Source organism: Actinoplanes ianthinogenes, assembly GCF_018324205.1.
Classification (GTDB): Bacteria; Actinomycetota; Actinomycetes; order Mycobacteriales; family Micromonosporaceae; genus Actinoplanes; species Actinoplanes ianthinogenes.
In genome coordinates, this window is record NZ_AP023356.1 from 4639232 (window position 1) to 4664191 (window position 24960).

Annotated in this window: 20 protein-coding genes; 9 read left to right on the forward strand and 11 right to left on the reverse strand. The window is 71.3% G+C overall.

Features of this window, described 5'->3' with window-relative positions; translation table 11 throughout:
• Positions 1 to 64 precede the first annotated feature (64 nt).
• From Aiant_RS20900 to Aiant_RS20910, 3 genes are all read left to right on the forward strand, one after another.
• Positions 65 to 1270 (forward strand): ATP-binding protein, encoded by a 1206-nt coding sequence (locus Aiant_RS20900; RefSeq protein WP_189332053.1) that lies wholly within the window; start codon positions 65 to 67, stop codon positions 1268 to 1270.
• 27 nt (positions 1271 to 1297) lie between these two features.
• Positions 1298 to 1876, forward strand: a complete 579-nt coding sequence (locus tag Aiant_RS20905) for a DoxX family protein (protein ID WP_189332052.1) — start codon at positions 1298 to 1300, stop codon at positions 1874 to 1876.
• Positions 1877 to 2079: 203 nt separating this feature from the next.
• Entirely contained in the window at positions 2080 to 3351 is a 1272-nt protein-coding gene (locus tag Aiant_RS20910; RefSeq protein WP_189332051.1) for a glycosyltransferase 87 family protein, read from the forward strand.
• A gap of 8 nt (positions 3352 to 3359) precedes the next feature.
• Here Aiant_RS20910 and Aiant_RS20915 read toward each other — a convergent pair whose 3' ends face one another.
• From Aiant_RS20915 to moaC, 4 genes are read right to left on the reverse strand one after another with little or no spacing between them, the layout of a single operon-like run.
• A complete protein-coding gene (locus Aiant_RS20915; protein WP_189332050.1) occupies positions 3360 to 3779 on the reverse strand; it encodes a molybdenum cofactor biosynthesis protein MoaE in 420 nt (139 codons plus the stop codon).
• Entirely contained in the window at positions 3776 to 5002 is a 1227-nt protein-coding gene (locus Aiant_RS20920) for a molybdopterin molybdotransferase MoeA (protein ID WP_229830353.1), read from the reverse strand. Before Aiant_RS20920 ends, Aiant_RS20915 begins: the two co-directional genes overlap by 4 nt.
• Positions 5003 to 5018: 16 nt before the next feature.
• The gene (locus Aiant_RS20925) at positions 5019 to 5516 is read right to left on the reverse strand and encodes a MogA/MoaB family molybdenum cofactor biosynthesis protein (protein WP_189332049.1); all 498 of its coding nucleotides are present in this window, start codon (positions 5514 to 5516) and stop codon (positions 5019 to 5021) included.
• Positions 5489 to 5929: a cyclic pyranopterin monophosphate synthase MoaC gene (gene moaC / locus Aiant_RS20930; protein WP_229830443.1), complete on the reverse strand. Its 441-nt coding sequence runs from the start codon at positions 5927 to 5929 to the stop codon at positions 5489 to 5491. The genes Aiant_RS20925 and moaC overlap by 28 nt, the downstream gene beginning before the upstream one ends.
• Before the next feature lie 514 nt (positions 5930 to 6443).
• Here moaC and Aiant_RS20935 point away from each other — a divergent pair.
• The 4 genes from Aiant_RS20935 (at position 6444) to Aiant_RS20950 (ending at position 12329) form a co-directional block, all read left to right on the forward strand.
• Positions 6444 to 8972, forward strand: a complete 2529-nt coding sequence (locus Aiant_RS20935; RefSeq protein WP_189332047.1) for a putative bifunctional diguanylate cyclase/phosphodiesterase — start codon at positions 6444 to 6446, stop codon at positions 8970 to 8972.
• Complete coding sequence (locus tag Aiant_RS20940; protein WP_189332046.1) at positions 8969 to 10285, forward strand: glycosyltransferase 87 family protein; 1317 nt, start codon at positions 8969 to 8971, stop codon at positions 10283 to 10285. The genes Aiant_RS20935 and Aiant_RS20940 overlap by 4 nt, the downstream gene beginning before the upstream one ends.
• A gap of 7 nt (positions 10286 to 10292) precedes the next feature.
• Positions 10293 to 10676, forward strand: a complete 384-nt coding sequence (locus Aiant_RS20945) for a TFIIB-type zinc ribbon-containing protein (protein WP_189332332.1) — start codon at positions 10293 to 10295, stop codon at positions 10674 to 10676.
• A 1311-nt stretch (positions 10677 to 11987) separates the two neighbouring features.
• Entirely contained in the window at positions 11988 to 12329 is a 342-nt protein-coding gene (locus tag Aiant_RS20950) for a YbaB/EbfC family nucleoid-associated protein (RefSeq protein ID WP_189332045.1), read from the forward strand.
• A gap of 1281 nt (positions 12330 to 13610) precedes the next feature.
• On the opposite strand, the gene dnaB is transcribed toward Aiant_RS20950, so the two are convergent.
• On the reverse strand, positions 13611 to 15047 hold the full coding sequence (gene dnaB / locus Aiant_RS20955; RefSeq protein ID WP_189332044.1) for a replicative DNA helicase: 1437 nt from the start codon (positions 15045 to 15047) through the stop codon (positions 13611 to 13613).
• 508 nt (positions 15048 to 15555) lie between these two features.
• Between dnaB and Aiant_RS20960 the strand changes: the two genes are divergently transcribed.
• Positions 15556 to 19479 (forward strand): hypothetical protein, encoded by a 3924-nt coding sequence (locus Aiant_RS20960; RefSeq protein ID WP_189332043.1) that lies wholly within the window; start codon positions 15556 to 15558, stop codon positions 19477 to 19479.
• A 68-nt stretch (positions 19480 to 19547) separates the two neighbouring features.
• On the opposite strand, the gene Aiant_RS20965 is transcribed toward Aiant_RS20960, so the two are convergent.
• The 6 genes from Aiant_RS20965 to Aiant_RS46570 form a co-directional block, all read right to left on the reverse strand.
• Positions 19548 to 20882: a glycosyltransferase 87 family protein gene (locus Aiant_RS20965; protein WP_189332042.1), complete on the reverse strand. Its 1335-nt coding sequence runs from the start codon at positions 20880 to 20882 to the stop codon at positions 19548 to 19550.
• A 198-nt stretch (positions 20883 to 21080) separates the two neighbouring features.
• The gene (rplI, locus tag Aiant_RS20970; protein ID WP_189332041.1) at positions 21081 to 21530 is read right to left on the reverse strand and encodes a 50S ribosomal protein L9; all 450 of its coding nucleotides are present in this window, start codon (positions 21528 to 21530) and stop codon (positions 21081 to 21083) included.
• Positions 21531 to 21544: 14 nt separating this feature from the next.
• Positions 21545 to 21784: a 30S ribosomal protein S18 gene (gene rpsR / locus Aiant_RS20975; RefSeq protein WP_007073789.1), complete on the reverse strand. Its 240-nt coding sequence runs from the start codon at positions 21782 to 21784 to the stop codon at positions 21545 to 21547.
• Between the two features lie 35 nt (positions 21785 to 21819).
• A complete protein-coding gene (locus tag Aiant_RS20980; protein WP_189332040.1) occupies positions 21820 to 22413 on the reverse strand; it encodes a single-stranded DNA-binding protein in 594 nt (197 codons plus the stop codon).
• Positions 22414 to 22478: 65 nt separating this feature from the next.
• Positions 22479 to 22769 carry a 30S ribosomal protein S6 gene (gene rpsF, locus Aiant_RS20985; protein WP_014448192.1) on the reverse strand — a complete coding sequence of 97 codons (291 nt, stop codon included), beginning with the start codon at positions 22767 to 22769 and terminating at the stop codon, positions 22479 to 22481.
• A gap of 296 nt (positions 22770 to 23065) precedes the next feature.
• A complete protein-coding gene (locus Aiant_RS46570) occupies positions 23066 to 24037 on the reverse strand; it encodes a hypothetical protein (RefSeq protein WP_189332039.1) in 972 nt (323 codons plus the stop codon).
• 130 nt (positions 24038 to 24167) lie between these two features.
• On the opposite strand from Aiant_RS46570, the gene Aiant_RS20995 reads away from it, so the two are divergent.
• Positions 24168 to 24941 (forward strand): deoxyribonuclease IV, encoded by a 774-nt coding sequence (locus Aiant_RS20995; RefSeq protein ID WP_189332038.1) that lies wholly within the window; start codon positions 24168 to 24170, stop codon positions 24939 to 24941.
• Positions 24942 to 24960: the final 19 nt, after the last annotated feature.

Here is a 24960-nt window from a genome sequence, read left to right on the forward strand (position 1 = left end):
GTTAGAGCGACATATCGAGCGTACTCTAGCGTTCGTCCTAGATGGCCCGATACGGTGCTACGTCATGGATCCGGTGCGGAACCCGTATGCCCCCGGCGCCGGCCAGCGCCCGCCCGAGCTGGCCGGACGCGGTCGTGAACTGGACGCCTTCGACGTCGTCCTGGAGCGCGTGGCCCGGGGCCGCCCGGAGCGCAGCCTGGTGCTCACCGGCCTGCGCGGGGTGGGCAAGACGGTGCTGCTGAACACGCTGCGCTCGGCGGCGATCGGCCGGCTCTGGGGCACCGGCAAGATCGAGGCCCGGCCCGACCAGTCGCTGCGCCGCCCGGTTTCCGGCGCGCTGCACATGGCGATCCGCGAGCTGGCCCCGCACCACCGCGACCCGGACCGGGTGGACGAGGTGCTCGGCGTGCTCAAGGCGTTCGCGCTGCGGGCCAACGACGCCAACGGCAAGATCCGGGACCGGTGGGCACCCGGCATCGACGTGCCGCCGGCGCGCGGCCGGGCGGACTCCGGCGACATCGAGATCGACCTGGTCGAGCTCTTCACCGACGCGGCGTCGCTGGCCACCGACGTGGGCACCGGGATCGCCCTGTTCATCGACGAGATGCAGGACCTGAGCGCCACCGACGTGTCGGCGCTCTGCGCGGCCTGCCACGAGCTGTCCCAGCTCGGCGCGCCGCTGATCGTGGTCGGCGCCGGCCTGCCGCATCTGCCCGCGGTGCTGTCCGCCGCCAAGTCGTACTCCGAGCGGCTGTTCCGCTACCAGCGGATCGACCGGCTGGACCGGGACGCGGCCGACCTGGCGCTGGCGGTGCCGGCCGAGCGGGAGGGCGTGGACTACGAGCAGGAGGCGCTCGACCTGCTCTACGAGAAGTCGGGCGGGTATCCGTACTTCGTGCAGGCGTACGGGAAGGCGACCTGGGACCACGCGCCGCAGTCCCCGGTCACCGCCGACGACGTGCGGGTGGCCGCGCCGGAGGCGGAGAGCGAGCTGGCCGTCGGCTTCTTCGGCTCCCGGTTCGAGCGGGCCACCCCGGCCGAGCGGGAGTACATGCGGGCGATGGCCGCGCTCTCCAACGACCCCGGCAACGACATGGACGCCGCGGTGCCGACCTCGGACATCGCGGTGGCGCTGGGGCGTAAGCCGGCCAGCCTCTCCCCGGCCCGGGACGCTCTGATCAAAAAAGGACTCATCTACTCCGGCGAGCGGGGCACGGTGGCGTTCACCGTCCCGCACTTCGGTCGCTACCTCAGAACGCAGCCGGTGTGATCTCCGCAGGACGGGTATAAGGGATCTATGAAGCCCGTCCGCACCGCCGCCCGAGCCATGCTCGCCTCGATCTTCGTGATCAGCGGGGTCCGCGTGCTGATCAATCCCGGCGAGGCCCGCATCCAGGCCGCCCGCCGGGTCACCGACCGGCTCGCCCCGTTGCTGGAGAAAGCCGACCCCCGCCTGCCCACCGACCCGAGGACGCTGGTCCGGGTGAAGGCGGCGAGCGACGTGGCGGCCGGGCTGGCGCTGGCCACCGGGCGCTTCACCCGGCCGGCCGCCGCGGTGCTGGCCGCCGGGCTGATCCCGACGACGTATGCCGGGCATCCGTTCTGGGCCGTCCCGGGCGAGCGTCGCGCCGACCAGCAGATCCACTTCCTGAAAAATCTCGGTCTGCTCGGCGGCCTGCTGCTGGCCGCCGTCGACACCGAGGGCGAGCCCGGGCTCCGCTATCGCACGTCGCACGCCGTCGACCGGGGGCAGCGCTCGATCAGCCGCGCGGTGGACCGGTCGCAGCGTTCGGTGCGGCGCGCCGCGCGGACCGCGAAACGCGAGGCGAAGATCGCGGCGCTCTCCGCCACCGCCGCCCGCAAGCTTCCCGGGTGAATCCGACGCACCCGGTGTGCGCGGGCGTAATGTCCTAATTAGTCCGATAACAACCTTGTAGCGGCCCTGGCGTTAGAGCGAACGAAGGGCCGCTCGACGGTCTGCGCCCGCACCGCTCGCTTCCGCCCGGCTACCCACCTGCCACGCGACCCGCGCCGGTGGCAGGCCGTGCCGCGCCCCGAGGACGAGACAGGGGTCGCGCCATGCCGGTCAGTCAGAAACGCGCGCAGCGCGCCGCGCCAACCAGGTCCGCCCTGGTCGCGGTGGGCGGGTTGGTCACCCTCGCGCTGGTCGCGCTCTTCCTTTCCCGGTACGGCCTGAGCACTCTCGCCGTCACCCATGCGGCGGTACGCGACTGGCTGGGCGGGACCGGGCTCTACGCGTACCGGGAACCGGTGAATCGAGCCGGCGCCGCGCTGCCACCCGCACTCGCCATCCTCCTCGCGCCCCTCGCCCTGCTGCCGCTGAAAGCGGCAGGCTGGCTCCTCGCCCTCGCCGGTGTCGCGGCGCTGCTGCTGGCCACGGTGGTGCTGGCCGGTCCGATCGCCCGCCGGCACGGTCGCCGCCGCGCTCCGCTGGTGCTCGGCGTGGCCGCGCTCGCACTGCTCACCGAACCGGTCCGGGCCGCGCTCGGCGAGGGACGCCCGGAGCTGCTGCTCTTCGGTCTGGTGGTGGCGGACCTGGTGGCGCTGCGCCGGCTCCGGGCCGGCCGCGGCCGTGGCGCGCGGTGGTGGCTCACCGACCGGCCGAGGCCGCTGCCGGACCGGCTGCGGCAGGGCTGGGCGGACGGCTCCTGGGCCGGGATCGGCACCGGACTGGCCGCCGCGTTCGCGGTGACGCCGCTGTTCTTCCTGCTCGGCCTCGTCGTGCTGCGGCAGCGCCGGGCCGCGCTGACCGCGCTGACCACGGCGGTGACCGTGACGCTGGCCGGGCTGCTGTTCGCCCCGCGGGAGACGCTGACCTGGTTCGGCGACACGCTGTGGGAGCTGAACCGCACCGAGCCGCTGACCGCGGCCGGGAATCAGGCCCTGGCCGGGGTGCTGGCCCGGGCCTACGGTCTCCCGGCGCCGCCGGTGCTGGTCTGGCTGTCGCTCGGGGCGGTGCTGCTGGCGGCCGGGCTGATCCGGGCCCGATCCGCGCTGGCCGCGGGTGACGAGGTGGCCGCGTTCACGGTGATCGGGCTGGCGGCGGCTGCGGTCGGGCCGATGAGCACGCCGGCCGAGCTGATCTGGCTGCTCCCGGCGTTGCTGGTGCTCGCCGACACCCTCTCCCGTCACCGGCAGGGCGTGGCCCTCGCCGGGTACGCCCTGCTGGTCGCTCCGCTGCCGGTACTGTTCCGGTGGGACGTCTTCGCCTTCGCGCTGATCCTGCTGACCGGCGCGCTGCCCTGGCGCGCGGCTCCGGCGCCCGCCGAACCCGTCAGGCGCGCCGCCATCCCGGTCCCTCGCGGACGCCGCCGGGACCAGGCCGCGTGATCATCCGCCTAGGGGCAGTTCACCCACTCCTCCTGGCCGTCCAGGAAGACCTGGCGCTTCCAGATCGGCAGGCGGGCTTTGACCTCGTCGACCAGGCGGGCGCAGGCCTCGAAGGCGGCGGCCCGGTGCGCGGTGCTGACCGAGGCGACCAGGGCCACGTCGCCGATCTGGAGGGTGCCGATGCGGTGCGAGACGGCGACCGCGTAGACCGCGGGATCGGCGGCGATCTCCTCGGCGACCTCGCGGAGGATCGCGGCGGCGGTCGGGTGGCCCTCGTATTCCAACAGGGTGACGCCGCGGCCGTGGTCGTGGTCGCGGACCACGCCCTGGAAGGAGACGACGGCGCCGGCCCGGCGGTCGGCCACGGCGGCCTCGTGCGCGGCCAGGTCCAGCGGGGCGTCCAGCACCTCGGCGAGGGTGACGGTCATGCGCGCTCCCCGGGCAGCAGCGGAAGGGGCAGGAACGGAACCGAGTCGCCGGCGGCAACCTTGACGCCGGGGCGGACCACGATGAAACCGTGCGCGTTGGCGAGACCGCGCAGCATCGCCGAGCCGACGTGGCCGACCGGGGTGGCGACCCGGCCGGTGGGATCGAGGGCGGCCAGCGCCAGATGGGTGTCGCGGCCGCGACCGCCGACCGGGGTGGCCGCCTCGACCTGCGGCAGCTCGGCCGGGAACGGCCTGCCGGACAGCCCGGCGAGCAGCGGCGCGACCAGGCTGACCAGGGCGATCACCGCGGACTGCGGGTTGCCGGGGAGGCCGGCCAGGAAACGCGGGCGGCCGTCCGGCCCGGGGACCCGGGCGAGCAGCATCGGGAAGCCGGGGCGGACGCCGACGGTGTTGACCACATAGTCCGCGCCGAGCTCGGTGAGCGACGGGTGCAGGTGGTCGACCGGGCCGTGCATGGTGCCGCCGGTGGTGCAGACCAGATCGGCGGTCGCCAGGGCGGAGCGGATCGCGGTCAGGTGCGCGTCCAGAGTGTCCTGGACCGGCCCGTCGACCGAGGTGATCGTGGCGCCGCAGCGGCGCAGCCAGCCCGGCACCTGCGGGCCGAGCGAGTCGCGGACCCGGCCGGCGCCCGGCGGGCCGGCGGTGAGCAGCTCGTCGCCGAAGACCAGCAGGGCCGCGCGGGGCTCGGGCCGCACGGCCAACGTCTCATATCCACACGTGGCCGCGACGCCGATGACCGCCGGGTCGACCGGGGTGCCGGCCGGCAGCAGCTCCTCGCCCTCGGCCGCCTCCTCGCCGGGCAGGCGCCACTCCGGCGCGGGGCGCGGCACGCCGGTGACCAGGCCATCGGCGCCGGTCGCGGACTCCTCCACGCGGATCAGGGCGGCGGCGCCGTCCGGGACCATGGCGCCGGTGGCGATCTCGACGCAGGTGCCGTCCTCGGTCAGCGGCGGTGGCGTGCTGCCGGCCAGCACCCGCCCGACCGGCCGCCACGGGCCGTCGCCGCGCACCGCCCAGCCGTCGATGCTGGAGGTGGGGAACGCGGGCAGGGCGGTGAGGGCACGCAGCGGCTCGGCCAGGGTGCGGCCGTCGCCGGCCGCCAGCGGGATCCGCTCGACGCCGGCGCAGGCGGCGAGACCGGCCTGATAGGCCAGCTGCCGGGCCTGCTCCCAGCCGACCGGAGAATTCACGTCAGCGCTCACCGGTCGAGCCTAGTCGCTAATGGTCGCCGCCTTTGATCTGGTCGACCGTGTGCTCGAGGAGGGGGCCGAGGACGGCCAGACCGTCCTTGGCGCCGCCGGTGGAGCCGGGCAGATTGACGATCAGGGTGCGGCCGGCGACGCCGGCCAGGCCGCGGGAGAGGGCGGCGGCCGGGACCTTGTCGCGGCTGTGGGCGCGGATCGCCTCGGCGATGCCCGGGATCTCGAAGTCGAGCAGCGGGCGGGTCGCCTCCGGGGTCCGGTCGGTCGGGGTGACGCCGGTGCCGCCGCTGGTCACGACCACGTCGACGCCGTCCTGGACCGCGGCCCGGAGTGCCTCGGCGACCGGGTCGCCGTCCGGCACCACGACCGGGTCGGTCACCTCGCAACCCAGCTCGCGCAGGCCGGCGACCAGGCGGGGGCCGCTGGTGTCGGCGTAGACACCGGCGGCCGCGCGGTTCGACGCGACGATCACGCGGGCCCGGATGGTCACGGCCGGTCCTCCGGGCGTACCCAAAGTCCGGTTTTTCCGCCTTCCTTGCGGAGCACACGGACCGTGTCGAGGCTGGCGGCCGGATCCACCGCCTTGATCATGTCGATCATCGCGAGGCCGGCGGTGGCCACCGCGGTGAGCGCCTCCATCTCGACCCCGGTGCGGTCCGCGGTCTTGGTGATCGCGGTGATCTCCACCACGTCGGCGCCGAGCTCCAGCTCCACCTTGACGCCGTGCAGCCCGATCGGGTGACACAGCGGGATCAGGTCAGGGGTGCGTTTGGCGCCCATGATGCCGGCCAGCCGGGACACCGCGAGGGCGTCACCTTTGGGCAGGCCGTCGCCCCGCAGGAGCTCGATCACCTCGGCCGTGGTGCGCACCTGACCAGCGGCGACGGCACGGCGGTCGCTCACCGTCTTGGCGGACACGTCGACCATCCGGGCGGCGCCGGTCTCGTCGACATGGGTGAGATGTGTTTCCTGGGGCATACCCGGGAGCTTATAGAGCGGTGGCGGAAACCGCGTTCGCATCACCGCCGGACCGGCTTCACACTTTGTCCACATCGGCTCCGTACCTTCTTGAGCACTGCTCAGGAGCCTTGCCCGGAGTATTGAAAATAGAAATCGGAACGGCTATCCATCGCTTTCTGTTGCCATTGGGAAACCGTCTGTGACAATCCTTTGAATCGTTCCCGCATTATGCGCATAACGACACGATTTACTGGAAATGGGAAAGATCGCAGCCTAGCGTCGATCTCGTCGCGACGGACACCCCGCCGGCTCGTTGAAGATCCGGCGATCAGTTGAGCGGATTCCCGCACCGATGAGGATGAGGAGAACGCCATGCGCGGCGGCGACTGGCTCTGAAAAAGACAGTGATGCGCAAAACGGCGCAGATGAATAGCCTTGAACCCTGAGCGACAGCTCAGTTGCGTTCGGCGACAAGGACATCATGCCTGACACCGGCTTCAACGACGACGCGACCGATCGGCGGCTCCGGCTGCTCATCGGTCTCGTCGTCGTTCTGGGCCTCGGCGCCTCCGCCGCCTGGGCCCAGCAGGCCTACCTCCATCCCGGCGCGGTCCCGCCACCCGGCTTGCTGGTTCTGCTCGGCGGCACGGTGATCGCCGCCTATCGCCTCCGGGTCACGGTCCGGGTGCGTTCCGGCCGCGAGGGCCTCGCCTGGGACGAGATCCCGGCCCTGGTCGGCCTGATGCTGATCCCGGCGCCCTGGATGGTGCTCTGTGCCACGATCAGCGTCCTCGCCCTCAAGATCTGGGACCGGCAGGGCATCCGCAAGACCGTGTTCGCGGCGGCCAAGCAGGCGTTGACGGTCAGCGCGGCCGGCGCCGTCTTCGCCGCGTTCGGGGTCCGGCCCGACCTGGACCAGCCGCACGTCCCGGTCCTCGCGGTGATCACCGGCCTGGTCGTCTTCACCCTGGTCGACCAGCTCGTCTTCCTGCCGGTCCTGGCGACCGACAACCGGACCAGCATCCTGAGCGTCGCCCGGCGCAGCTGGATCGGCAAGGTCATCGGCTTCCTCGGCGAGCTGGGCGCCTGCCTGCTCGCCCTCTGGGTGCTGACCTCCCACGCGAACGTGCTGCTTCTCCTGGTCGTCCCGCTCGTTGTTGCTTGCATGCAGCTGTGGCAGTCCCGCAGTTCCCGGACCCGTGAGGAGCGCGAGGCGTGGCAGCGCCTGGCGAAAGCCACCGACGAGCTGAACGCCGTCGACCTCACCCAGGTGCTGCACTCCGCGGCCACCCGGGCCGCGCAGATCTTCCGCGCCGCCGAGGCGGCCATCGACCTGACCGCGACCGGTCCCGGCCGGACCGTGCGTGCCACCGAGGAGCAGGTCCTCGCCGACGGCCCGCTGTCCGTGGCGCCCGTCCAGGCTGGTGACACCAGCGTGGACCTGATCGCGCACGACGGCGGGGTCCGCGTCGGGGTGCTGCGGCTGCGCTTCGGCGGCGCGGTGCGCCTCACCGAGGTGGAGGAGTACAAACTGCGTACCTTCGCCTCGGCGGTGTGCACCGCGATCCGCAACGCGCAGGCGTACGCCGAGCTGGCACGCATCGCCGCGGAGAACGCGTATGCGGCGGCCCACGACCCGCTCACCGGGCTGGCCAACCGCCGCCAGTTCTACGAGCACGCCGAGCTGCTGTGTCACGACGCGGCGCCGGACGGCCTGGTGGCCCTGATGATCATCGATCTCAACCACTTCAAAGAGGTCAACGACACGCTCGGGCACGCCGCCGGCGACGACGTGCTGCGTGAGGTGGCCCGCCGGCTGAGCGAGGCGGCGGCGCCCGGTGACCTGGTGGCCCGGCTCGGCGGGGACGAGTTCGCCGTGCTGCTCACCGGCCTGCCCACGCCGGCGCTGGCCAACCATCGGGCCGGCACGATGCTCGCCGCCCTGGAGCCGGGTATCGAGGTCGAGGGCATGCTGATCACCGTCGAGGCGGCCGGCGGGATCGCGCTCGCGGCCGGCACGGGCAGCGTCGAGGAGCTGATGCGCCGCGCCGACATCGCCATGTACCAGGCGAAACGCGCCGGCGAGCCGACCATGGCCTACACACACGCGCGGGACACCGCGGACGTCGAGCGGCTGATGCTCACCGGCGACCTGCGCCGCGCGGTGGACCGGCAGGAGTTCACCGTCGACTTCCAGCCGATCGTCGACCTGGGCAGTGGCGAGGTGATCTCGGCCGAGGCGCTGGCCCGCTGGCACCACCCCGGTCAGGGCAACCTCGACCCGGTCCAGTTCCTGGAGACGGTGGAACGCTCCGGTCAGCTGCCGGCCTTCGCCGACGCGGTCCTGGACCAGTCGCTGGTGGCCATGCGGACCTGGCGGGAGGCCGGCTTCGACCTGCCGGTGGCGGTCAACGTGTCGCCGCGGAGCCTGCTCGACCCGGATTTCCCGGCCGCCGTGCTGAGCCGGCTGGAGCGGCACGAGGTGCCGGCCGACCGGCTGGTCCTGGAACTCGCCGAGACACTCACCATCAGTCAGCTCGACGTGGTCGCCCGGGTGCTGGCCGAGCTGCGCGACGCCGGGGTGCGGCTGGCCGTCGACGACTTCGGCACCGGGGTCTCCTCGCTCTCCGTGCTCTCCCGGATCCCGGTGCACCAGCTCAAGATCGACCAGGAGTTCGTCGCCACGGTGGAGACCTCGGCGGAGGCGGCCGCGGTGATCCGGACGACCGTGGATCTCGCCCGCAACCTGCACCTGACGGTGGTCGCCGAGGGTGTCGAGAGCGAGCCGCAGCGGCGAGCGCTGTGGGAGCTGGGCTGCCTGGCCGGGCAGGGGCACCTGTTCGCGCGGCCGCTGTCGGCGGCGCGGTTCCTCGGGACGTTGCAGCGCGGGTCGGCGGGGCGGCCCGGTGCGCTGGCGGCGGCGTTGCACGACGCCGGGTCGGTGGTGCGGATGCCGGTTCGCCGGTCGTCCGGGGCGGGGAGATCTTCTCTGCCACACTTGCCCGCGTGACTTCAGGACTTCTCGCACGGATCGAGCGGGCGGGTGGCGGGCTCGCGGCCGATCTCGGGTTGTATCTGGTGTCCGCGGTGTTCGCGCTGACCACCGGGTTGGCGTCGACGCTGCTGCCGCATCGGGCGTGGGGGTTGATCGCGGCGTGGGGCTATGCGGCGGCCACGGTGCTGGTGATCGTTCAGATGGTGGTCCGGCGGGCTGGGTCGACGGTTGCGCGTGCTCCTGGCTTACCGAAATCGGATTTTTCGGGTTTGGGTCTTGCGGGTGATCGGTTTCGGGCTTGGCTTGCGTGGCTGACCTGGGGGGCGGTGGCGCTGGTTCCGCTGGTCGTCGAGGCGGTGCAGCGGGCGGGCGGGCGCAGCGACCGGGCGCAGGAAGAGGTGCTGGTCGTCGAGGCGATGGGGAAATCGCTGGTCGAGCACGGGACGCCGTACCTGAGCCGGGCCGACATCGCCGCCCTGCCGATCGACGAGCGGCTGCTCGGCTATCGCCCCTACCAGCCCGGGATGGCGATCTTCGGGCTGCCGCGGGCGCTCGCCGGTGATCATTGGTGGACCGACGCGCGGGTCTGGTTCGCGATCACCGCGGTGCTCGCGGTCGGCTCGGCCGTCGCGGTCCTGCGTCCCTTCAACCCCTTTCCGGTACGCGCGGTGCAGGCCGCCACGGTCCTCCCGGTGACGGCGCTGACCCTGGCCACCGGCGGTGACGACATCCCGGTGCTGGCCCTCTGCCTGCTCGCCCTGGCGCTCGCCACGACCGGCCGCTTCCTGGGGGCGGGTGTCGCGGTCGGGGCCGCGGCGGCCGCCAAACTGTTCGCCTTCCCGGTGGTGGCGGTGCTCGTGGTGCTCGCCGTGGTGGCCGGCCGGGGTCGCCGGCTGATCCCGTTCGCGGTCGGGCTGCCCGTCCTGGCGCTCGTCCCGCCGCTGCTGGTGAACCTCGACGCCCTGGTCGAGAACGTGCTTCGGTTCCCGCTCGGGCACGGGCTGGTGACCAGCCCGGCACAGTCACCCTTTCCGGGATATCTGGTCGCCCAGCATCTGCCCGGTGGCCGGTTCCTGGCGGCCGGCCTGCTCGGCGCGGCCGCGCTGGTGATCGGCTGGCTGCTGCTGCGGCGACCGCCGCGGGATGCCGGGAGGGCCGCGCTGTTCTGCGGCTGGGGCCTGCTCGCGGCGATCCTGCTGATGCCGACCACCCGGTTCGGGTACCTGCTCTACCCGGTCGCGCTACTCGTGTGGGCACCCGCCCTGGTGCTCAGGAATCGCACAGGTTCTTCCGCCCCACGGCATGACACAGCCTTGTACCGTCAATGAAATGCAGATGACCTGTCCCAAGTGCCACGGCGAGATGCGGGTCTACGAGCGCAGCGGCGTCACGATCGACCAGTGCACCGAGTGCCGCGGCATCTTCCTGGACCGCGGTGAGCTGGAGAAACTCTTCGCCGCTGAGGCCAATTACAACCGTTCCGCGCCGGCGCCGGGTCCGGCCGCACACACCCCGCCGCCGCCTCCCCCGCCGCATGGTGGTCACGGGTACATTCCGCCGCCCCCGCCGCCGCCGGCTTACGGCGCTCCGGTGCACCACGCTCCGCCGGCCGCGCACTATCCGCCGGCGCCGCACTATGGGCACCACGGGCACTATCGGCACTACGGGCACCATGGGCATTACCGTCGGCGGGGTTTCCTGCACGACCTGTTCGACTGATGGTCCGCTTGGTGGTGTGACGGCCCGGCCGGCTTGTTGACGGTCGCGGGACCCGCTCCAGTCTTCGGGCCGGAGCGGGTCCCGCCTGCCTTTCTACTTCCCGCATCTGCCTGTTCCTGCGGCTCTTCAGCGTTACCTCGGATGTCGGCTCCTGTTCGAGCCGCCCATTGGGGACCCGCCCGCTCTTTCGAGCCCGCCCACGGGGCCCGCCCGCTCTTTCGGGCCCGCCCACGGGAACCTGCCCGCTCTTTCGGGCCCACCCACGGGGACCCGCCGCTTTTTCGGGCCCGCCCACGGGAACCTGCCCCCTCTTTCGAGCCCGCCCACGGGAACCTGCCCCCTCTTTCGAACCAACCCACGGGGACCCGCCCGCTTTCTCGGGCCCGCCCGCGGGGACCCGCCCGCTTTCTCGGGCCCGCCCACCGGGGACCTGCCCGTTCTTTCCCGGTCTGCCTCGAAGTCCTGCCCCGTTCTTTTACGGCTCCGTGCCCGAGACCGCGCCGTCCCGTCTGCCAGGCTTTCTCCAACCGCTTATTTCCCTGGACGACTGACTTTCCGGGTTTGTCGGTCTTTTCGTTTCATTGCCTTCTCGGAACGCCCTTCCTTGATCGGCTTTGCCGGCTTTGCGCTTCGGCGATTCCTCGGGTTTGCCGGGCCTTCTGGCCGACATCACGGGCCTTGCGCGGCCCGCGCCTTCCCGGCCTTTTGGGCGTCTTAGCCAGCTCGCACGGTTTGCCCTTCAGGCATCGCTCGGCGTTCCGGATTCTTGATCGGCCTCGCGCGGCGTTGCTTGCCCGCCGCTTTCTCGGCCTTCCGGACTTTCTTGGCGACCTGAACATGGCAGCCGGGGTGCGCCACCCAGACCATGATCGGTGTCTGTCCGGCAGGGCCGCGACCAGCCGATTCGGCGATGGACGTGGCGGCGTTCGGCCTTGACCGTCTAATCGGTGATATCGCAGTGCCCGCGAATTGGGACGGGCGCGGGATGTCACTGAAGCTTCTCGGGCGATCGCCGTTGACCGAGAGCGACCATGCACCCCTCTGCCGATCCGTCGATGCGCTTCCTGGGAGCGACACCGCCACCAGCGGCAACTGATCAGCAGCGAGCGCTGCGCAGACAGCGAACCGACCATCGAGAGTGTCATTGATCACTCTGAGTGACCACAAAACGGAGTCAAGCCGTCACTTAAAAGAGAACTATTTCGATAGGTCTCTCTTTTCGTTCGCGTTACGAAGTCGCTGGAATACGCAACGTCGCGGATCTTGGGTATTGTCACGTCGCCCCCTGTCGCGGCGAACGGAGGAAGAACCGTGACTGAAACAGCTGATCGCACGGCGACCCAGGACCTGCGGAACGACTTGGAAGACGTCTACGGCCGGTATGAGGAAATGCGCTCCGGAGTGGACGAACTCCAGCGCAGCCTGGCCACCATGCAGGTGAGCGCCCAGTCGCCGGACGGTGCCGTCCAGGCCACCGTGAACGCCGACGGCGACCTGGTCGCCCTGCGCCTCGACCAGCAGGCCTGCCGCGAGTGGAACGTCGAGACTCTGGCCCGCGTGATCGTCGAGACCGTGCAGAGCGCCTCGGCCGGCAAACACCGCCAGGTCGAAAACCTGGTCACCGCCCACCGCCAGTCGGACGAGACGGCCTGACCACCCGCGAGCCAGCCAGCAGCGGCTCGCACCCGAATGCGGTGCACGCCGGTCGGGGGCCGCGGCCACCAGCCGCGACCCGGCGTGCGCCCACGTTCACAGCTTCCATCAAGACCAGCTAGCCACGGCGCAAATCCACAAAGGACGAGAACGCCTTTATCCGGAAATATCGCCCAGTGCGTCGCCTTCGCAAAGCACTGAAGCACGCCGGCATTGCTTGGCCCCACCGCGCCTCAACCATCCGCCACACCAGCGGCCACAAGGGCACTGGCACCTGGCACCTGGCACCTGGCACCTGGCACCTGGCACCTGGCACCTGGCACCTGGCACCTGGCACCTGGCACCTGGCACCCAACCACACCTCGCCAGTAGAGCCGGTGTCCCCCACATCTCCGCGGGCAACCAGTGAAACGCCACCAAGCCGCCCGTGACCCAGAACGCCCACCGTGCTCAGCGAGGCGCTGGGCAGGCAAACAGAAAGCTCGACATGAGCAGCCCCGCCGTCAGCGACCGGCAAAGCCGACCTACCCGTCCACCTCGGTGGCGCCCGAACTGCTCTGCCGATCAACGTGAGCGATAACCCGAGAACCCGGCCCGCAGCCGCCCCGCCATAAGCGACCGGCATAGCCGACCCATGCCCCCGCGACCAGCGCCCAGCGAACCCGAAACCCAAACGTCACCGCAGGCCAACAGCGAAGCTCGGCCGCAGCCGCCCCGCCGTATGTGACCGACATAGCCGACCTATGCCCTCACGGCCAGCGCCCAGCAAAGCCGCGGCTCAAGCACGCCACCGCAGGCGAACAGCACCCGGCCTGGTCACCCCGCAGCAGCGACCGACAAAGCCAACCGCCCCGCCGCGCGATCCAGGGAACTCAGCAGCCAACAGCCTGCGATACCCCACCGCAGAGCGGCGACTCCCACCACCTCAGTGCAGGAAACAGTGAGCGTCACGGGCATACGGACAACGTCGGCCGACAGGTCGTCCCGGCGGGGATCCGGATGCCGGCCGACGGGCCTGGACGCATGCCGCCGGACGACCCCAAGGCGCGTCAGTCCCGGTGAGTAGGCGAGGTTCGGGCGGGGAGGGCCATGCGGAGGTATCAAGCCTGACGGCCTTCGCATGGCCCTCCCCGCCCGAACCGTCCACCGCGCGAACGGCCAGACGCCACCGCCCCAGCCCCGAGCCGGGCAAAGTCGACGCGACCAGCACGACCACACCGCAGGGACAGGCACAGACCGGGCGGAATTGCGTACCGAAAAGGGGTGGTCTTGGGTCGGAACCTAGATGGCCATGTCGACGAAGCGGGATAGGTGCAGCTGAGCGGCGACGGTGATGGTGTCGGTAGGGCCGTTACGGTGCTTGGCGACGATGAAGTCGGCCTCGCCGGCTCGGGGCGACTCCTTGTCGTAATAGTCGTCGCGGTGCAGCAGGATCACCACGTCGGCGTCCTGCTCGATGGAGCCGGACTCACGCAGGTCGGAGAGCTGGGGGCGCTTGTCGGTGCGCTGCTCGGGACCACGGTTCAGCTGGCTGACGCCGATCACCGGGCACTCGATCTCCTTGGCCAGGAGCTTGAGGCCACGGGACAGCTCGGAGACCTCCTGCTGGCGGCTCTCCGTCTTTTTCGGCGAGGACATCAGCTGGAGATAGTCGATGACCAGCAGTTTGAGGTTGTGCCGCTGCTTGAGGCGACGGGCCTTGGCGCGGATCTCCATGAGGTTCATGTTGGGCGTGTCGTCGACGAAGATCGGAGCCTCGCTGATCTCGCCCATCCGCCGGGCGAGTTTGGTCCAGTCGTCGTCGGAGAGCTGGCCGGACCGGAGGGTGTGCAGCGGCACTCGCGCCTCGGCGGAGAGCAGTCGCATCACCATCTCGATCTTGCTCATTTCCAGGGAGAAGATGGCGCTGGCGCAGCCGTGCCGGATCGCCGCGTTGCGCGCGAAGTCCATGCTCGCGGTCGACTTGCCGAGACCGGGTCGACCGGCCACGATGACGAGCTGGCCGGGGTGCAGACCATTCAGCAGGCGGTCCAGGTCGGCGAAGCCGGTCGGGACGCCCTGCATGACGCCACCGCTGGCGCCGACCGCCTCGATCTCGTCGAGGGTCGGCTGGAGCATGTCGCCGAGGGCGGCGAAGTCCTCGCTGACCCTTTTCTCGGTGATGTCGTAGATGGTCTGCTGCGCGCGGTCGACGATGTCGTCGACGTCCCCGCCACCGGCGCCGCCGGCGCCGTAACCCATCTGCACGATCTTGGTGCCGGCCTCGACCAGGCGGCGCAGGATGGCCCGGTCGGCGACGATCCGTGCGTAGTAGGAGGCGTTGGCGGCGGTGGGCACGCTCTCGATCAAGGTGTGCAGGTAGGGCACACCGCCGACTCGCTGGAGCTCGCCGCTGTCGGCAAGGGCGGCCGCCACGGTCAGCGCGTCGGCCGGCTCGCCGCGACCGTACAGATCCAGGATGACGTCGAAGACGGTGCCGTGGATCGGGCGGTAGAAGTCGTTGGTCTTGAGGATCTCGACGACATCAGCGATCGCGTCCTTGGAGAGGAGCATGCCCCCGAGCACGCCCTGCTCGGCCGCGACATCCTGCGGGGGCGCCTTGTCGAACGAACCGCCGCCGCCGGAGCCCTCGGAGCGGCCTGGTTTACCGCCCTGGGGTCCCCCGGACGGCTGAGATGGGGGCCGCGGATCCGGTCGTGCGTCGTCGGTGATCGACACCGGGACATCCCCCTAACTGACCATGCCGCTTGAACGATCGAACAGCCCTCGTCCGACTCCTTCGGCCGATCTCGCCGTGACTTCAGCAGATCCGGTCGATCAAGGGCTCGCCCACTGTACGAACCTGGCTGCCACCTGCCCAACTGCCTCGGTGGACGAGTCTTGGGACAACTTGTGGACAGCACCCCCTTTGGCTGTGGGTAGCCCTGTGCACACCATGTGGACAACTTCTGGGGAAAGAGCCTCAGCAGCACTTTTCCGTGGTCTTCCTGTGGAGGGCAGAAAAGCTGATGGATCTGCGAAAATACCGGCTCGGGTGAGCAAGCCATCGCTGTGAGGCGTTGCGGTTCCGCCTCCGGCACGTCACCCTTTTCAGGTGGACCAACGGGAGTGGGACTACGGCGCCCGCATGTCGCGCGAGAGGCGCGGTGCGGAGGCTTGGCCCATTCCCGAGCAGGAAAGGGACGAATCGGAATCCCGGTGGTCCTCGCTGACCGATACCGGCAGCATGACGCCGAGCCCGGAGGCCCTCACCTGGCAGCGCCGCGCAGACGCGTGGGCGCAGCAGAGCCAGGGTCAAGGGCAGGGCCAGGGCGAGATCGAGCCCTATGCCGGAGGTGGCGGCCAGGCCGTGGAGCCGGCGAACCGCTGGTCCGACGTGACCTCGACGGGACGGCCCACCTTCCCGGCCGACGGCACCGGCTGGCGCACCCAGACCTCGGAGTGGCGGGCCACCGGCGCGCGCTGGCGGCAGACCACCGAGTGGCGTTCGTCGACCGGTTCGCACGTCTGGCGCTCCACCACCGAGGCCTGGCAGTCGGAGAACGAGGCGGAGGCGACGCCGGCCCGCCCCACCATCTCCGGCACGAGCTGGCCCACCACGGAACAGGAGAGCGCCGGCCGGGAGAGCTGGTCGGACACGCCGTCCTGGCGACGGGAGGCGGACACCGGACGGGCCGCGACCACCCCGGTCGAGCAGACCTGGAGCAGCGGCTCCAGCACCCCGTCGTGGCAGCGTCCGTCGGCACAGACGCCGTCCTGGCAGCAGCCGTCGACGCAGGCTCCGTCCTGGCAGCAACCTTCCACGCAAACCCCGTCCTGGCAGCAGCCGGCCGCGCCGACACCGTCCTGGCAGCAGCCGGCCGGCTCGACTCCGTCGTGGCAGCGGCCCGCCGCCGAGTCCTGGTCGTCCTCGGCGCCGGTGAGTGATTCGTGGAGCGCCGATCGGCGCGGCGCCACCCGGGGGGAGAACACCACCGACATCGGCGGCTGGGATCAGCGGTCCGACGGGCCCGGCTGGCAGGCCGGTCCGCGGGACGACGGCCGGCACTTCGTCCGGAAGGACGACCGGGCCGCCTGGCAGCGTGGCGCGGAGACCGAGTGGTCCACCCGCCGCGGCCGACGGCGTGCGCCCGAGCCGGAGGTTCCGCCGACCGGCGGCAGCGGCTGGTCCACCACCTCGGACACGGACAACTGGGCCGGGCACACCGACACCGGCAACATCGCGCTCTCCCCGACGTCACCGACGGCCGACCAGGGCGCGCCGGCACCCTCGTGGGGCAGCCGCTCCGCGCGCCGCGGTCAGCCCGCGGAGCCGGAGGGATATTCGGACGCTTACGGTGCTGAGCGCACCGGTCAGACCCCGATTCGGTACGGCGTTCGTCCCGAGTCGTCGACCCGGCTGTCCCGCCGGGCCGCCCCCGACGACGGTCCCGTGGCGTTCCGCGACGAGGGCGCGGCAGCATCCGGTGGCCTGCCCGAGCGGCACCGCGGCCCCGCCGGCCTGCCTGAGCGGCAGCGGGGCGCGGGCTCGTTCGGCGACGAGAGCCCCGCTGCTTCCGGCGTCCTGCCCGCGCGGCAGCGCGGAACCGGCCAGTTCGGTGACGAAAGCACTGCTGCTTCCGGCGGTGTGCCAGGGCGCCAGCGCGGCGCCGGCCAGTTCGGTGACGAGAGCGCCGCTGCTTCCGGTGGTATGCCAGCGCGGCAGCGCGGTGCCGGTCGCCGCGCCCAGCAGCCGCAGCGCTACAACGCGAACCCGACCAACTGGCGCGAGGACACCTCCTCTTGGGAGGCGGAGCCGGACACCAGCAACTGGACCCGCGACCCGGACACCGGCCAGTGGAGCCGCGCCGAGGACGATCCGCGCGTGCTGGCCTGGCGCGCCGAGGCGGCCCGGCGTGAGCGGATCAAGGATGACGGCGCCGAGCCGCAGCCCGAGCAGCCCGGCTGGGGTGGCGAGGGGCGGCGCGGACGGCGTGCCGACGAGCCCACCGGGCCGGTCGGCGGGGTGCCCGGCGGCCCGTTGCCCAGCAGCGGCATGCCGGACGGCCCCCGCCCGCGCAGCGCCATGCCCAGCAGCGGCGGCACCTGGTCGACCGGCGCGGCCATGCCCGGACCGGCCACTCCGCGCAGCGCCGGTGCTCCGTGGAACGGCGCCGAACAGCCGGACCCCTACACCTCCGGGCGGTTCCGCACGGACCAGTACCCGCCGGACGCTTCCCGGCAGGCGTACGGAAATGACACCGGTGCTCGGCGGCGTGCTCCCGAGCCGGAGCCGGAGGCTTGGCCGTCCCGGTCGACCGGGCGCGACGAGTACCAGACCGAGGGCTGGCGGCAGGGTCCGCTGCCGCCGCGCCAGGATCCGCCGCGTGAGCTGCCCGCCGGGCGCTCCGGTGGCTGGGCCGAGCCGGGTTACCCCGGCCAGCAGCGGGAGCTGCCGGCCGGTCGATCCACCTGGCCCGAGCCGGAGCGCGGGGTGCCGCGGCAGACCGGTTACGGCTCGTTGCCGCCGGAGGATTCCGGCTGGGCGGAGCGGGAGCCCGAGCCGCGGCGGACCGGTGGTCCCGGCTACGGCTACGGGCCTTCGGAGGACGACGGCCGGTCGTGGGCCGACCTGCGGCGACCTGGGGGTGCCCGGGAACTGCCCGCCGGTGGGCCGTCCTACGGCGCTCGTGAGCTGCCCGCTGCCCCGCAGCGGCGGGACGACGGTTATGGCATGGCCGGGGGTGACCCCGCGTGGCGTGACCCGCGTAAACCCGCGTACGGAGCGCAGCGCGAGCTGCCCGGCGGCCCGTCCTCGTGGACCGATCCGGCCGCGGAGGCGCCCGGCTACGACGAGACGGATCGCTACGGCAACCCGCGTCGTCGGGACGACCGGGACGACCCGCCGTACGGTGGAGGCGGCGGTGGCGCCCGTGGGCAGGGTGATTGGCGAGCCCCGGGGCCATCCGGCGGGGCTTCCTGGAACGGCGGCTCCGGCCCGGTCAACGGGTGGAACGGGGCCGGACCGGGCAATGGCAGTTATCGCCGCGGCGCACCGGATCCCGGTTACAGCAGCGGCGGCGCGCCGGAGGGGGGCGGCTGGCGCGCCAGTGCCGACACAGACGCCCCCGGCGGTAGTGCCGCGCCGGTCTCCGGCAGCGCGGGCTACCGTGCCACCGCCGCCCCCGGCGGCGACTGGCGTCAGGAGCTGAACGGAGGCGGCAGCGCCGCTCCGGTCTCCGGGTATCGGGCCACCGCGACGCCGCCGGGTGACTGGCGAGCCGAACTCAACGGTGGCGCACCGGCGGGGCCGACCGCGGTCAGCGCCACCGGCAGTGCCCCTGTGGTTTCGTCCACGCCCGGGGCTGACTGGCGAGCCGAGCTCACCGGTGGCACCGCCGCGCCCACGTCCGGCGCGGCCGGGTACAGGGCGGCCGCCGGCGGTGACTGGCGGGCCGACCTGAGCGCGGCACCGACCTCGGGCGCTGCCGCGGCGGCCGGCACTACGGGATACCGCGCGACCGCCGCAGCGGCCGCGCCGGCCACCGGCGACTGGCGTCGTGAGCTCAACGCCGACCTGACCGACGACGGCGAGGCGCAGCGGTTCAGCACCTCGGACTTCCCGTCGTTCCGGCCGAGCGGTTCAGCCGCGGTCGCCGGCAGGGAGAACCTGGCGCTGAGCGCCACCTCGGTCATCACCGCGACGCCGGGCGAGGCCGGGGAGGACACGTCCTGGCCGCCTCGGCGGGCCGTGAGCGGCGCGCTCTTCGAGAGCACCGGGTCCTACGAGCGGCGGCCGGTCAGCAGCGGGGTGCTCTCCGGGCGGCAGAGTGACCTGCTCAACCCGGACGACGAGGAAGAGGAAGAGACCTCCAACAGCCCGCTGGCCGCGGTCGGTTACACCGTCGTCTGGTATGGCGTTCCGGTGGTTCTCTTCGTCCTGGGCATGCTGCTGCTGAACACCGGGCAGCGGGCGCACGCTCTGCAGACGCTGGCCGACGCGGCCCCTGAGTTCGGGATCTCGCTGGCGTTGAGCATCGTCGTCGCGTTCGGTCTGCGCTTCGCGACCACGGCGTGGAAGTCCGCCAGCGTCGGACTGGCCGCGGCGGTCGTCGGTGGCGGCCTGGCGACGGTCCTCAGCTCCGCGATCACCGGTAACAGCCTCAGCTGACCGGCCGCCTCCGTCGGCAGGGAGGCAGCCTCACCTCTCCGCATCAACCGCGCCCGACGGCCTGATCGTCACGCCGCCGAGTACCGCATCCGGGCTGATCGACGAGACGGCTCCGGGGTGCCTAGGTCAGGTTTCGGGATGGGGGGCGGCGCCGGCAACGGAGCGGGGCCGGTGGGCATCCTGGTGGCCCTGGCGAGCGGGGCCGCTGTGGGCAGGGTGAGCAGGAGAAGCAGGGAGCAGAGCACGAAGAGGTTGCGCAGGAGGAAGTCGCGCGGGGTGGTGGTCGGGGTGGCTTCGGCGTCGCCCCAGACGATGAACGAGACGGTGCCCCAGATCAGGGCGGCGTACAGCGTCGCCAGGCCGGACCACAGCAGGATGCGGCGGCGGGTGGCCCAGCCGCGGGCGTGGACGAGCAGCAGGATCATGGCCGGAATGAACCAGTAGATGTGGTGGGGCCAGGTGATCGGGCTGATCAGGCCGGCGGTCAGGCCGATCAGGGTGACGCCCATCAGATCGTTCCCGGCGCGGTGAGCTCTGACCGCGCGCAGCAGGCCGACGATCGTGACGGTGGCGGCGAGCACGCACCACAGGACGGTGCTGGGCGGCGACGGAGCGACCAGCCGGGCGAGCAGGCCCTTGATGGACTGGTTGCCGGTGTAGAAGGCCTGGCCGACCCGGTCGCTGTCCCACAGCGCGCTGGTCCAGAAGAGCCACGACTCACGCGGGGCGATCGCCGCCGAGAGCAGCGTCGCGGCGGCGGCCGACACGACGGACACGGTGAAGGCACGCCAGCGGCGCGTGACCGCCAGATAGACGATGAAGATCGCCGGGATGAGCTTGATCGCCGCGGCCAGGCCGATCCCGATGCCCGCGTACTTCCGGTGGCGGGGCAGGGCGTAGCAGAAGTCCACGAGGACCATGGCGACCAGCAGCATGTTGATCTGGCCGAGCGTCAGGTTCTCCCGGATCGGTTCGATGATCAGCACGGCCGGGACCACCGCGAGGGTGAGCCACCAGGATGATTTCCGGTCCGCGGCCGGCAGCGCCGTGCGGAGGGTCAGCTGGGTGGTCTGGGCGAGCAGGGCGATGGTCGCGACGGTGAAGAGGACGGCGACCCCGCCGAACGGGAGCAGGACCATCGGCCGCATGATCATCGCGGCGAACGGGGTGTAGGTGAAGTAGAGCGCGCCCTGGACCGGATCCGGACGGGCGTAGTCGTACAGGTTTCGGCCGCCGGCCCACCACGTCAGCGCGTCGTAGTAGATGTGCAGGTCGAAGTAGTGGTGACGGTTGCCGTACCAGGCGTAGAAGAGGGCGGCGAGGCCGGCCAGGACCGTGCATGCCACCACGCGCCCGGCGATTCCCGAAACGGTCCGGTCGCCGTTGTTGATGACTTCGTCCATTCCCCGCGGGCTCAGAGCCGACCGTCGAGGTCGGTTCTCGTGCCCGCCCAGGGTAGTGGAACGCGAGGCGCACTCGCGGTCCCGGAATAAAGGACCGTCGATGACGAGGATCACACAGCACGGCGGTGAGCCGAGTGGCAAAGCACGAACGGCATGCTGGGCGTGAGCCCGGCATGCCGTTCGCGGTGGTGCGACGAACTACTTGGCGGCGACCACGTTCACCGGGAACGTGGCGGTCACCTCGGGGTGCAGCTTGACCTGGACGTTGTACGAGCCCGTGGTCTTGATGTGACCCGGGAGCTCGAGACGACGACGGTCCAGCGCCGGACCGCCGGCGGCCTTGACCGCGTCGACGATCTCGGCCGGGGTGATCGAGCCGAACAGGCGGCCGCCGTTGCCGGAGCGCGCGCTCAGCGTGACCTTGAGGCCGGACAGCTGGCCCTTGACCTCGTTGGCCTGGCCCAGGTCACGGATCTCACGAGCCTCGCGGGCCCGCTTGATGACGACAACCTGCTTCTCCGCGCCCTTGCTCCACCGGATCGCGAAGCCCTGCGGCAGGAGGTAGTTACGGCCGTAGCCGTTCTTCACCTCGACGACGTCGCCGGGGGTGCCGAGGCCCGACACCTCCTGAGTGAGGATGATCTTCATTTGGGTGATCCTCCTCAGCGCGCCGTAGCCGTGTACGGCAGGAGCGCCATCTCGCGGGCGTTCTTGACCGCGCGGGCGATCTGCCGCTGCTGCTGCGAGGTCACACCGGTGACGCGGCGGGCACGGATCTTGCCGCGGTCGGAGATGAACTTGCGCAGGAGCGCGGTGTCCTTGTAGTCGATGTAGGTGATCCCGTCCTTGTCGAGCGGGTTCACCTTCTTCTTCGGCTTGCGAAGCGCCGCAGCCTTAGCCATTGCTCTTACTCCTGAACTGAGGAAAGCCCGAAGGCTTAGAAGGGAGGCTCGTCGTCGAACGAGGAGTTGTTGCCACCGCTGGAGCGGCCGCCACCGGACGGCGCAGCCGTGGCCCAGGGGTCGTCGAAGTCGTTGTTGCTCCGACCGCCCCCGCCCGACTGCTGCCGGTTGCCGCCACCGCCGAAGTTGCCGCCACCGCCACCGCCACCGAAGTTGCCGCCGCCGCCACCGGAGGCGCCGAAGCCACCCCCGCCGCCGCCCGACCGGTTCATCCGCTGCACCTTCGCCGTGGCGTAGCGCAGCGACGGGCCGATCTCGTCGACCTCGAGCTCGATGACGGTGCGCTTCTCTCCCTCTTTGGTGTCGTAGGTGCGCTGGCGCAGCCGGCCCTGCACGATCACCCGGGTGCCGCGGGTCAGCGACTCCGAGACGTGCTCGGCGGCATCACGCCAGATGCTGCACGACAGGAAGAGTGGCTCGCCGTCCTTCCACTCGTTTGACTGCCGGTCCAGGGTCCGCGGCGTGGAAGCGATGCGGAACGAACAGACCGCCGCTCCCGACGCGGTGAAGCGGATCTCCGGGTCGTTGACCAGGTTGCCAACGACGGTGATTACGGTTTCTCCAGCCATGAAACTTCTCCTCGCCGCTCAAGTCGTCGATGCAAAGGGTCTCAGGACCCTCTGACAAAAACGCCTCAGCGGGTCTCGGGACGGATGACCTTGGTCCGCAGGATGGACTCGTTGAGCCGGAGCTGACGGTCCAGCTCGGCCACGGCCTCGGGCGTCGCCTGCAGGTCGACGACCGCGTAGATGCCTTCAGCCTTCTTGTTGATCTCGAACGAGAGCCGGCGACGGCCCCAGACATCGAGCTTCTCCACCGAGCCACCCGCGGTCCTGATCACGTTCAGGTACTGGTCGAGCGACGGGGCGACGGTGCGCTCCTCGAGCGAAGGGTCGAGGATCACCATCAGTTCGTAATGACGCAAGACATTCACCTCCTGTGGGCTATGCGGCCACGGTCTTTCCGTGGCAGGAGGTCTTGTGTCGCACGCAGAACAAAGCCGTGGGAAGAAGTGCGCCCCACGGCGGACAGTCTGCGAACCGAGCCAGCATACCCAGGTGGGGTGCTCCAGCCCAAAACGAAGACCCCGTCCGGGGACGGGGTCTCTCGCCGTGCAGAGCCGCGGGGCGTCCGGTCCGGTTCGTTGGGTGGGACCTGGGGAGGAACGACCACACCGATGAGGTGGACACGGTCGCCCCGCGGAGCCTTACGAAGCAGAGCTTACGCCAAATTTGCCCGAGATGCACGTTGCGACACGAATGCCCGAATAGCCGCCGTGAGTACGCCCAGCACACAGACCAGCGCGGTCAGGCCGAGCAGGCCGATGGGCCGGGCGGTCCGCATCGGCTCGACCGCGGCGACCGGCTCGGCCGCCGGTGCGGTGATGGGGCTGTCCAGGTCCTGGACCGGGGCCGCCGCGGCGGCCGGTGTGGTGGCGTCGGCGGTGGTCACGCCGGTCACCGAGGCACGATCGGCGGGGACCAGGGCCTTGCGCTCGCCGGGGGGCATACCGGCGAAGGGTGGGGCGCCTGCTGTGGTCGTACGCAAATCCTTGTTCTTGATCTTTTGGGATGTGCTGTCGCGTGGCGTGGTGGCGGTCGTGTCGGCGGCGGCTCGGGTGGCCGGTTGGCGCGTGTCGGTCCGGCGCCGGGCGGCATCGGCCGAGTGGCGCATCGGGCGGGACCGGGTGTCCGGCACGGCCGAGCCGGTGGCCGAGGAGAGGCTCGAGGAGCCGGCGACGATCGACGGCACGGAGGTGGCGCCGGAGTCGCCGGGGGCCGGGTCCGGCAGCGTGGCGGAGGCCGACGGGACCGCGGTGACCAGCATCGGGACCGGGTCTTCGGGGTCGGCGCAGTCCGGAGTCAGCACGACCGGCGTGGTGCCGCGCCGGAAGACGACCTCGGCGGCGCCGTCGTCCGGGATGACGCCCTTCCGCGCGCCGGCCAGTTCCAGCCGGGCGTCGTGGCCGGTCCGGTTGATCACGTGCAGGGTGCTCTCGGCGGGCACCGTCAGCTTTTCCACGCTGGGCTTGGAATCGCAGCTCAAGCCCAGCATGCCGCCGCCGAAGGTGACCCGGCGATCGCCCGGCTGGAGCTGGTCGGCGCTCGCCGTGCCGGTGGCGATCAGCGGCACACCGAAGATCAAACCGCTGGCCACCAGGGCTGCCACCCGGTTGCGGAACTGCCGCGACATGCACTACTCCCCAGTTCGCCGCCGGTCACGACCGGCAATCGGTCAAACGTGATCGATGGGGCTAACGAGGCGCGGCGGAGGCCGGTGACGCTCCCGGAAAAGTGTCGGTGGCGCGTCGTAGGCTCGGTCCATGCGCATCGGAGCCCACGTCGATTCCGCCGACCCGCTGGCCGAGGCAGCCGCTCGCGGCGCCGAGGCGGTGCAGTTCTTCCTGTCCGACCCACAGAGCTACAAGAATCCGCAGCCACGTGCGGACGTCGACCGTCTGCGGGCTTCCGACGTGGACATCTACATCCACGCGCCCTACCGGCTGAACGTCGCCTCGACCAACAACCGGATCCGCATCCCGAGCCGGAAACTGCTGGTCGCGCACGCCAAGGCGGCCGCCGAGGTGGGTGCGAAAGGGCTGATCGTGCACGGCGGGCACGTCGACGGCGGCGACCTCGCGGCCGGCTTCGACAACTGGCGCAAGGCGTTCGAGTATGCGGAGAAGGACGGCGGTCTGCCCCTCCCGATCCTGATCGAGAACACCGCCGGCGGGGACAACGCGTGTGCTCGCCGCTTCGACAATCTGGCTCGGCTCTGGGAGGCGGTCGGCTCGTTCGGGGCCGGCTTCTGCCTGGACACCTGCCACGCCTTCGCGGGTGGGGAGGACCTGGTCGGCATCGTCGATCGGATCAAGGCCATCACCGGGCGGATCGACCTGATCCACGCCAACGATTCGAAAGGTGGATTCGACTCGGGCCAAGACCGGCACGACAACCTGGGTAATGGGAAGATCGACCCCGAGTTGGTGGTCGCTGCCATTCGTGCTTCCGGTGCTCCCGCCATTGTGGAGACCCCGGGTGGGGTGGAGGGGCAGAGTGCCGACATCGCCCTGCTGCGGGCGCGGTCGGGCGCCTGACGTACTGGTCCGGGGAGGG

Excerpts from the sequence above, each read along its gene's own strand:
- Aiant_RS20900 (WP_189332053.1), top strand. The coding sequence starts at position 65 with ATGGATCCGGTGCGGAACCCGTATGCCCCCGGCGCCGGCCAGCGCCCG.
- Aiant_RS20905 (WP_189332052.1), top strand. The coding sequence starts at position 1,298 with ATGAAGCCCGTCCGCACCGCCGCCCGAGCCATGCTCGCCTCGATCTTC.
- Aiant_RS20910 (WP_189332051.1), top strand. The coding sequence starts at position 2,080 with ATGCCGGTCAGTCAGAAACGCGCGCAGCGCGCCGCGCCAACCAGGTCC.
- Aiant_RS20915 (WP_189332050.1), bottom strand. The coding sequence starts at position 3,779 with ATGACCGTCACCCTCGCCGAGGTGCTGGACGCCCCGCTGGACCTGGCC.
- moaC (WP_229830443.1), bottom strand. The coding sequence starts at position 5,929 with ATGGTCGACGTGTCCGCCAAGACGGTGAGCGACCGCCGTGCCGTCGCC.
- Aiant_RS20935 (WP_189332047.1), top strand. The coding sequence starts at position 6,444 with ATGCCTGACACCGGCTTCAACGACGACGCGACCGATCGGCGGCTCCGG.
- Aiant_RS20945 (WP_189332332.1), top strand. The coding sequence starts at position 10,293 with ATGACCTGTCCCAAGTGCCACGGCGAGATGCGGGTCTACGAGCGCAGC.
- Aiant_RS20960 (WP_189332043.1), top strand. The coding sequence starts at position 15,556 with ATGACGCCGAGCCCGGAGGCCCTCACCTGGCAGCGCCGCGCAGACGCG.
- Aiant_RS20965 (WP_189332042.1), bottom strand. The coding sequence starts at position 20,882 with ATGGACGAAGTCATCAACAACGGCGACCGGACCGTTTCGGGAATCGCC.
- rplI (WP_189332041.1), bottom strand. The coding sequence starts at position 21,530 with ATGAAGATCATCCTCACTCAGGAGGTGTCGGGCCTCGGCACCCCCGGC.
- rpsR (WP_007073789.1), bottom strand. The coding sequence starts at position 21,784 with ATGGCTAAGGCTGCGGCGCTTCGCAAGCCGAAGAAGAAGGTGAACCCG.
- Aiant_RS20980 (WP_189332040.1), bottom strand. The coding sequence starts at position 22,413 with ATGGCTGGAGAAACCGTAATCACCGTCGTTGGCAACCTGGTCAACGAC.
- Aiant_RS46570 (WP_189332039.1), bottom strand. The coding sequence starts at position 24,037 with ATGTCGCGGCAGTTCCGCAACCGGGTGGCAGCCCTGGTGGCCAGCGGT.
- Aiant_RS20995 (WP_189332038.1), top strand. The coding sequence starts at position 24,168 with ATGCGCATCGGAGCCCACGTCGATTCCGCCGACCCGCTGGCCGAGGCA.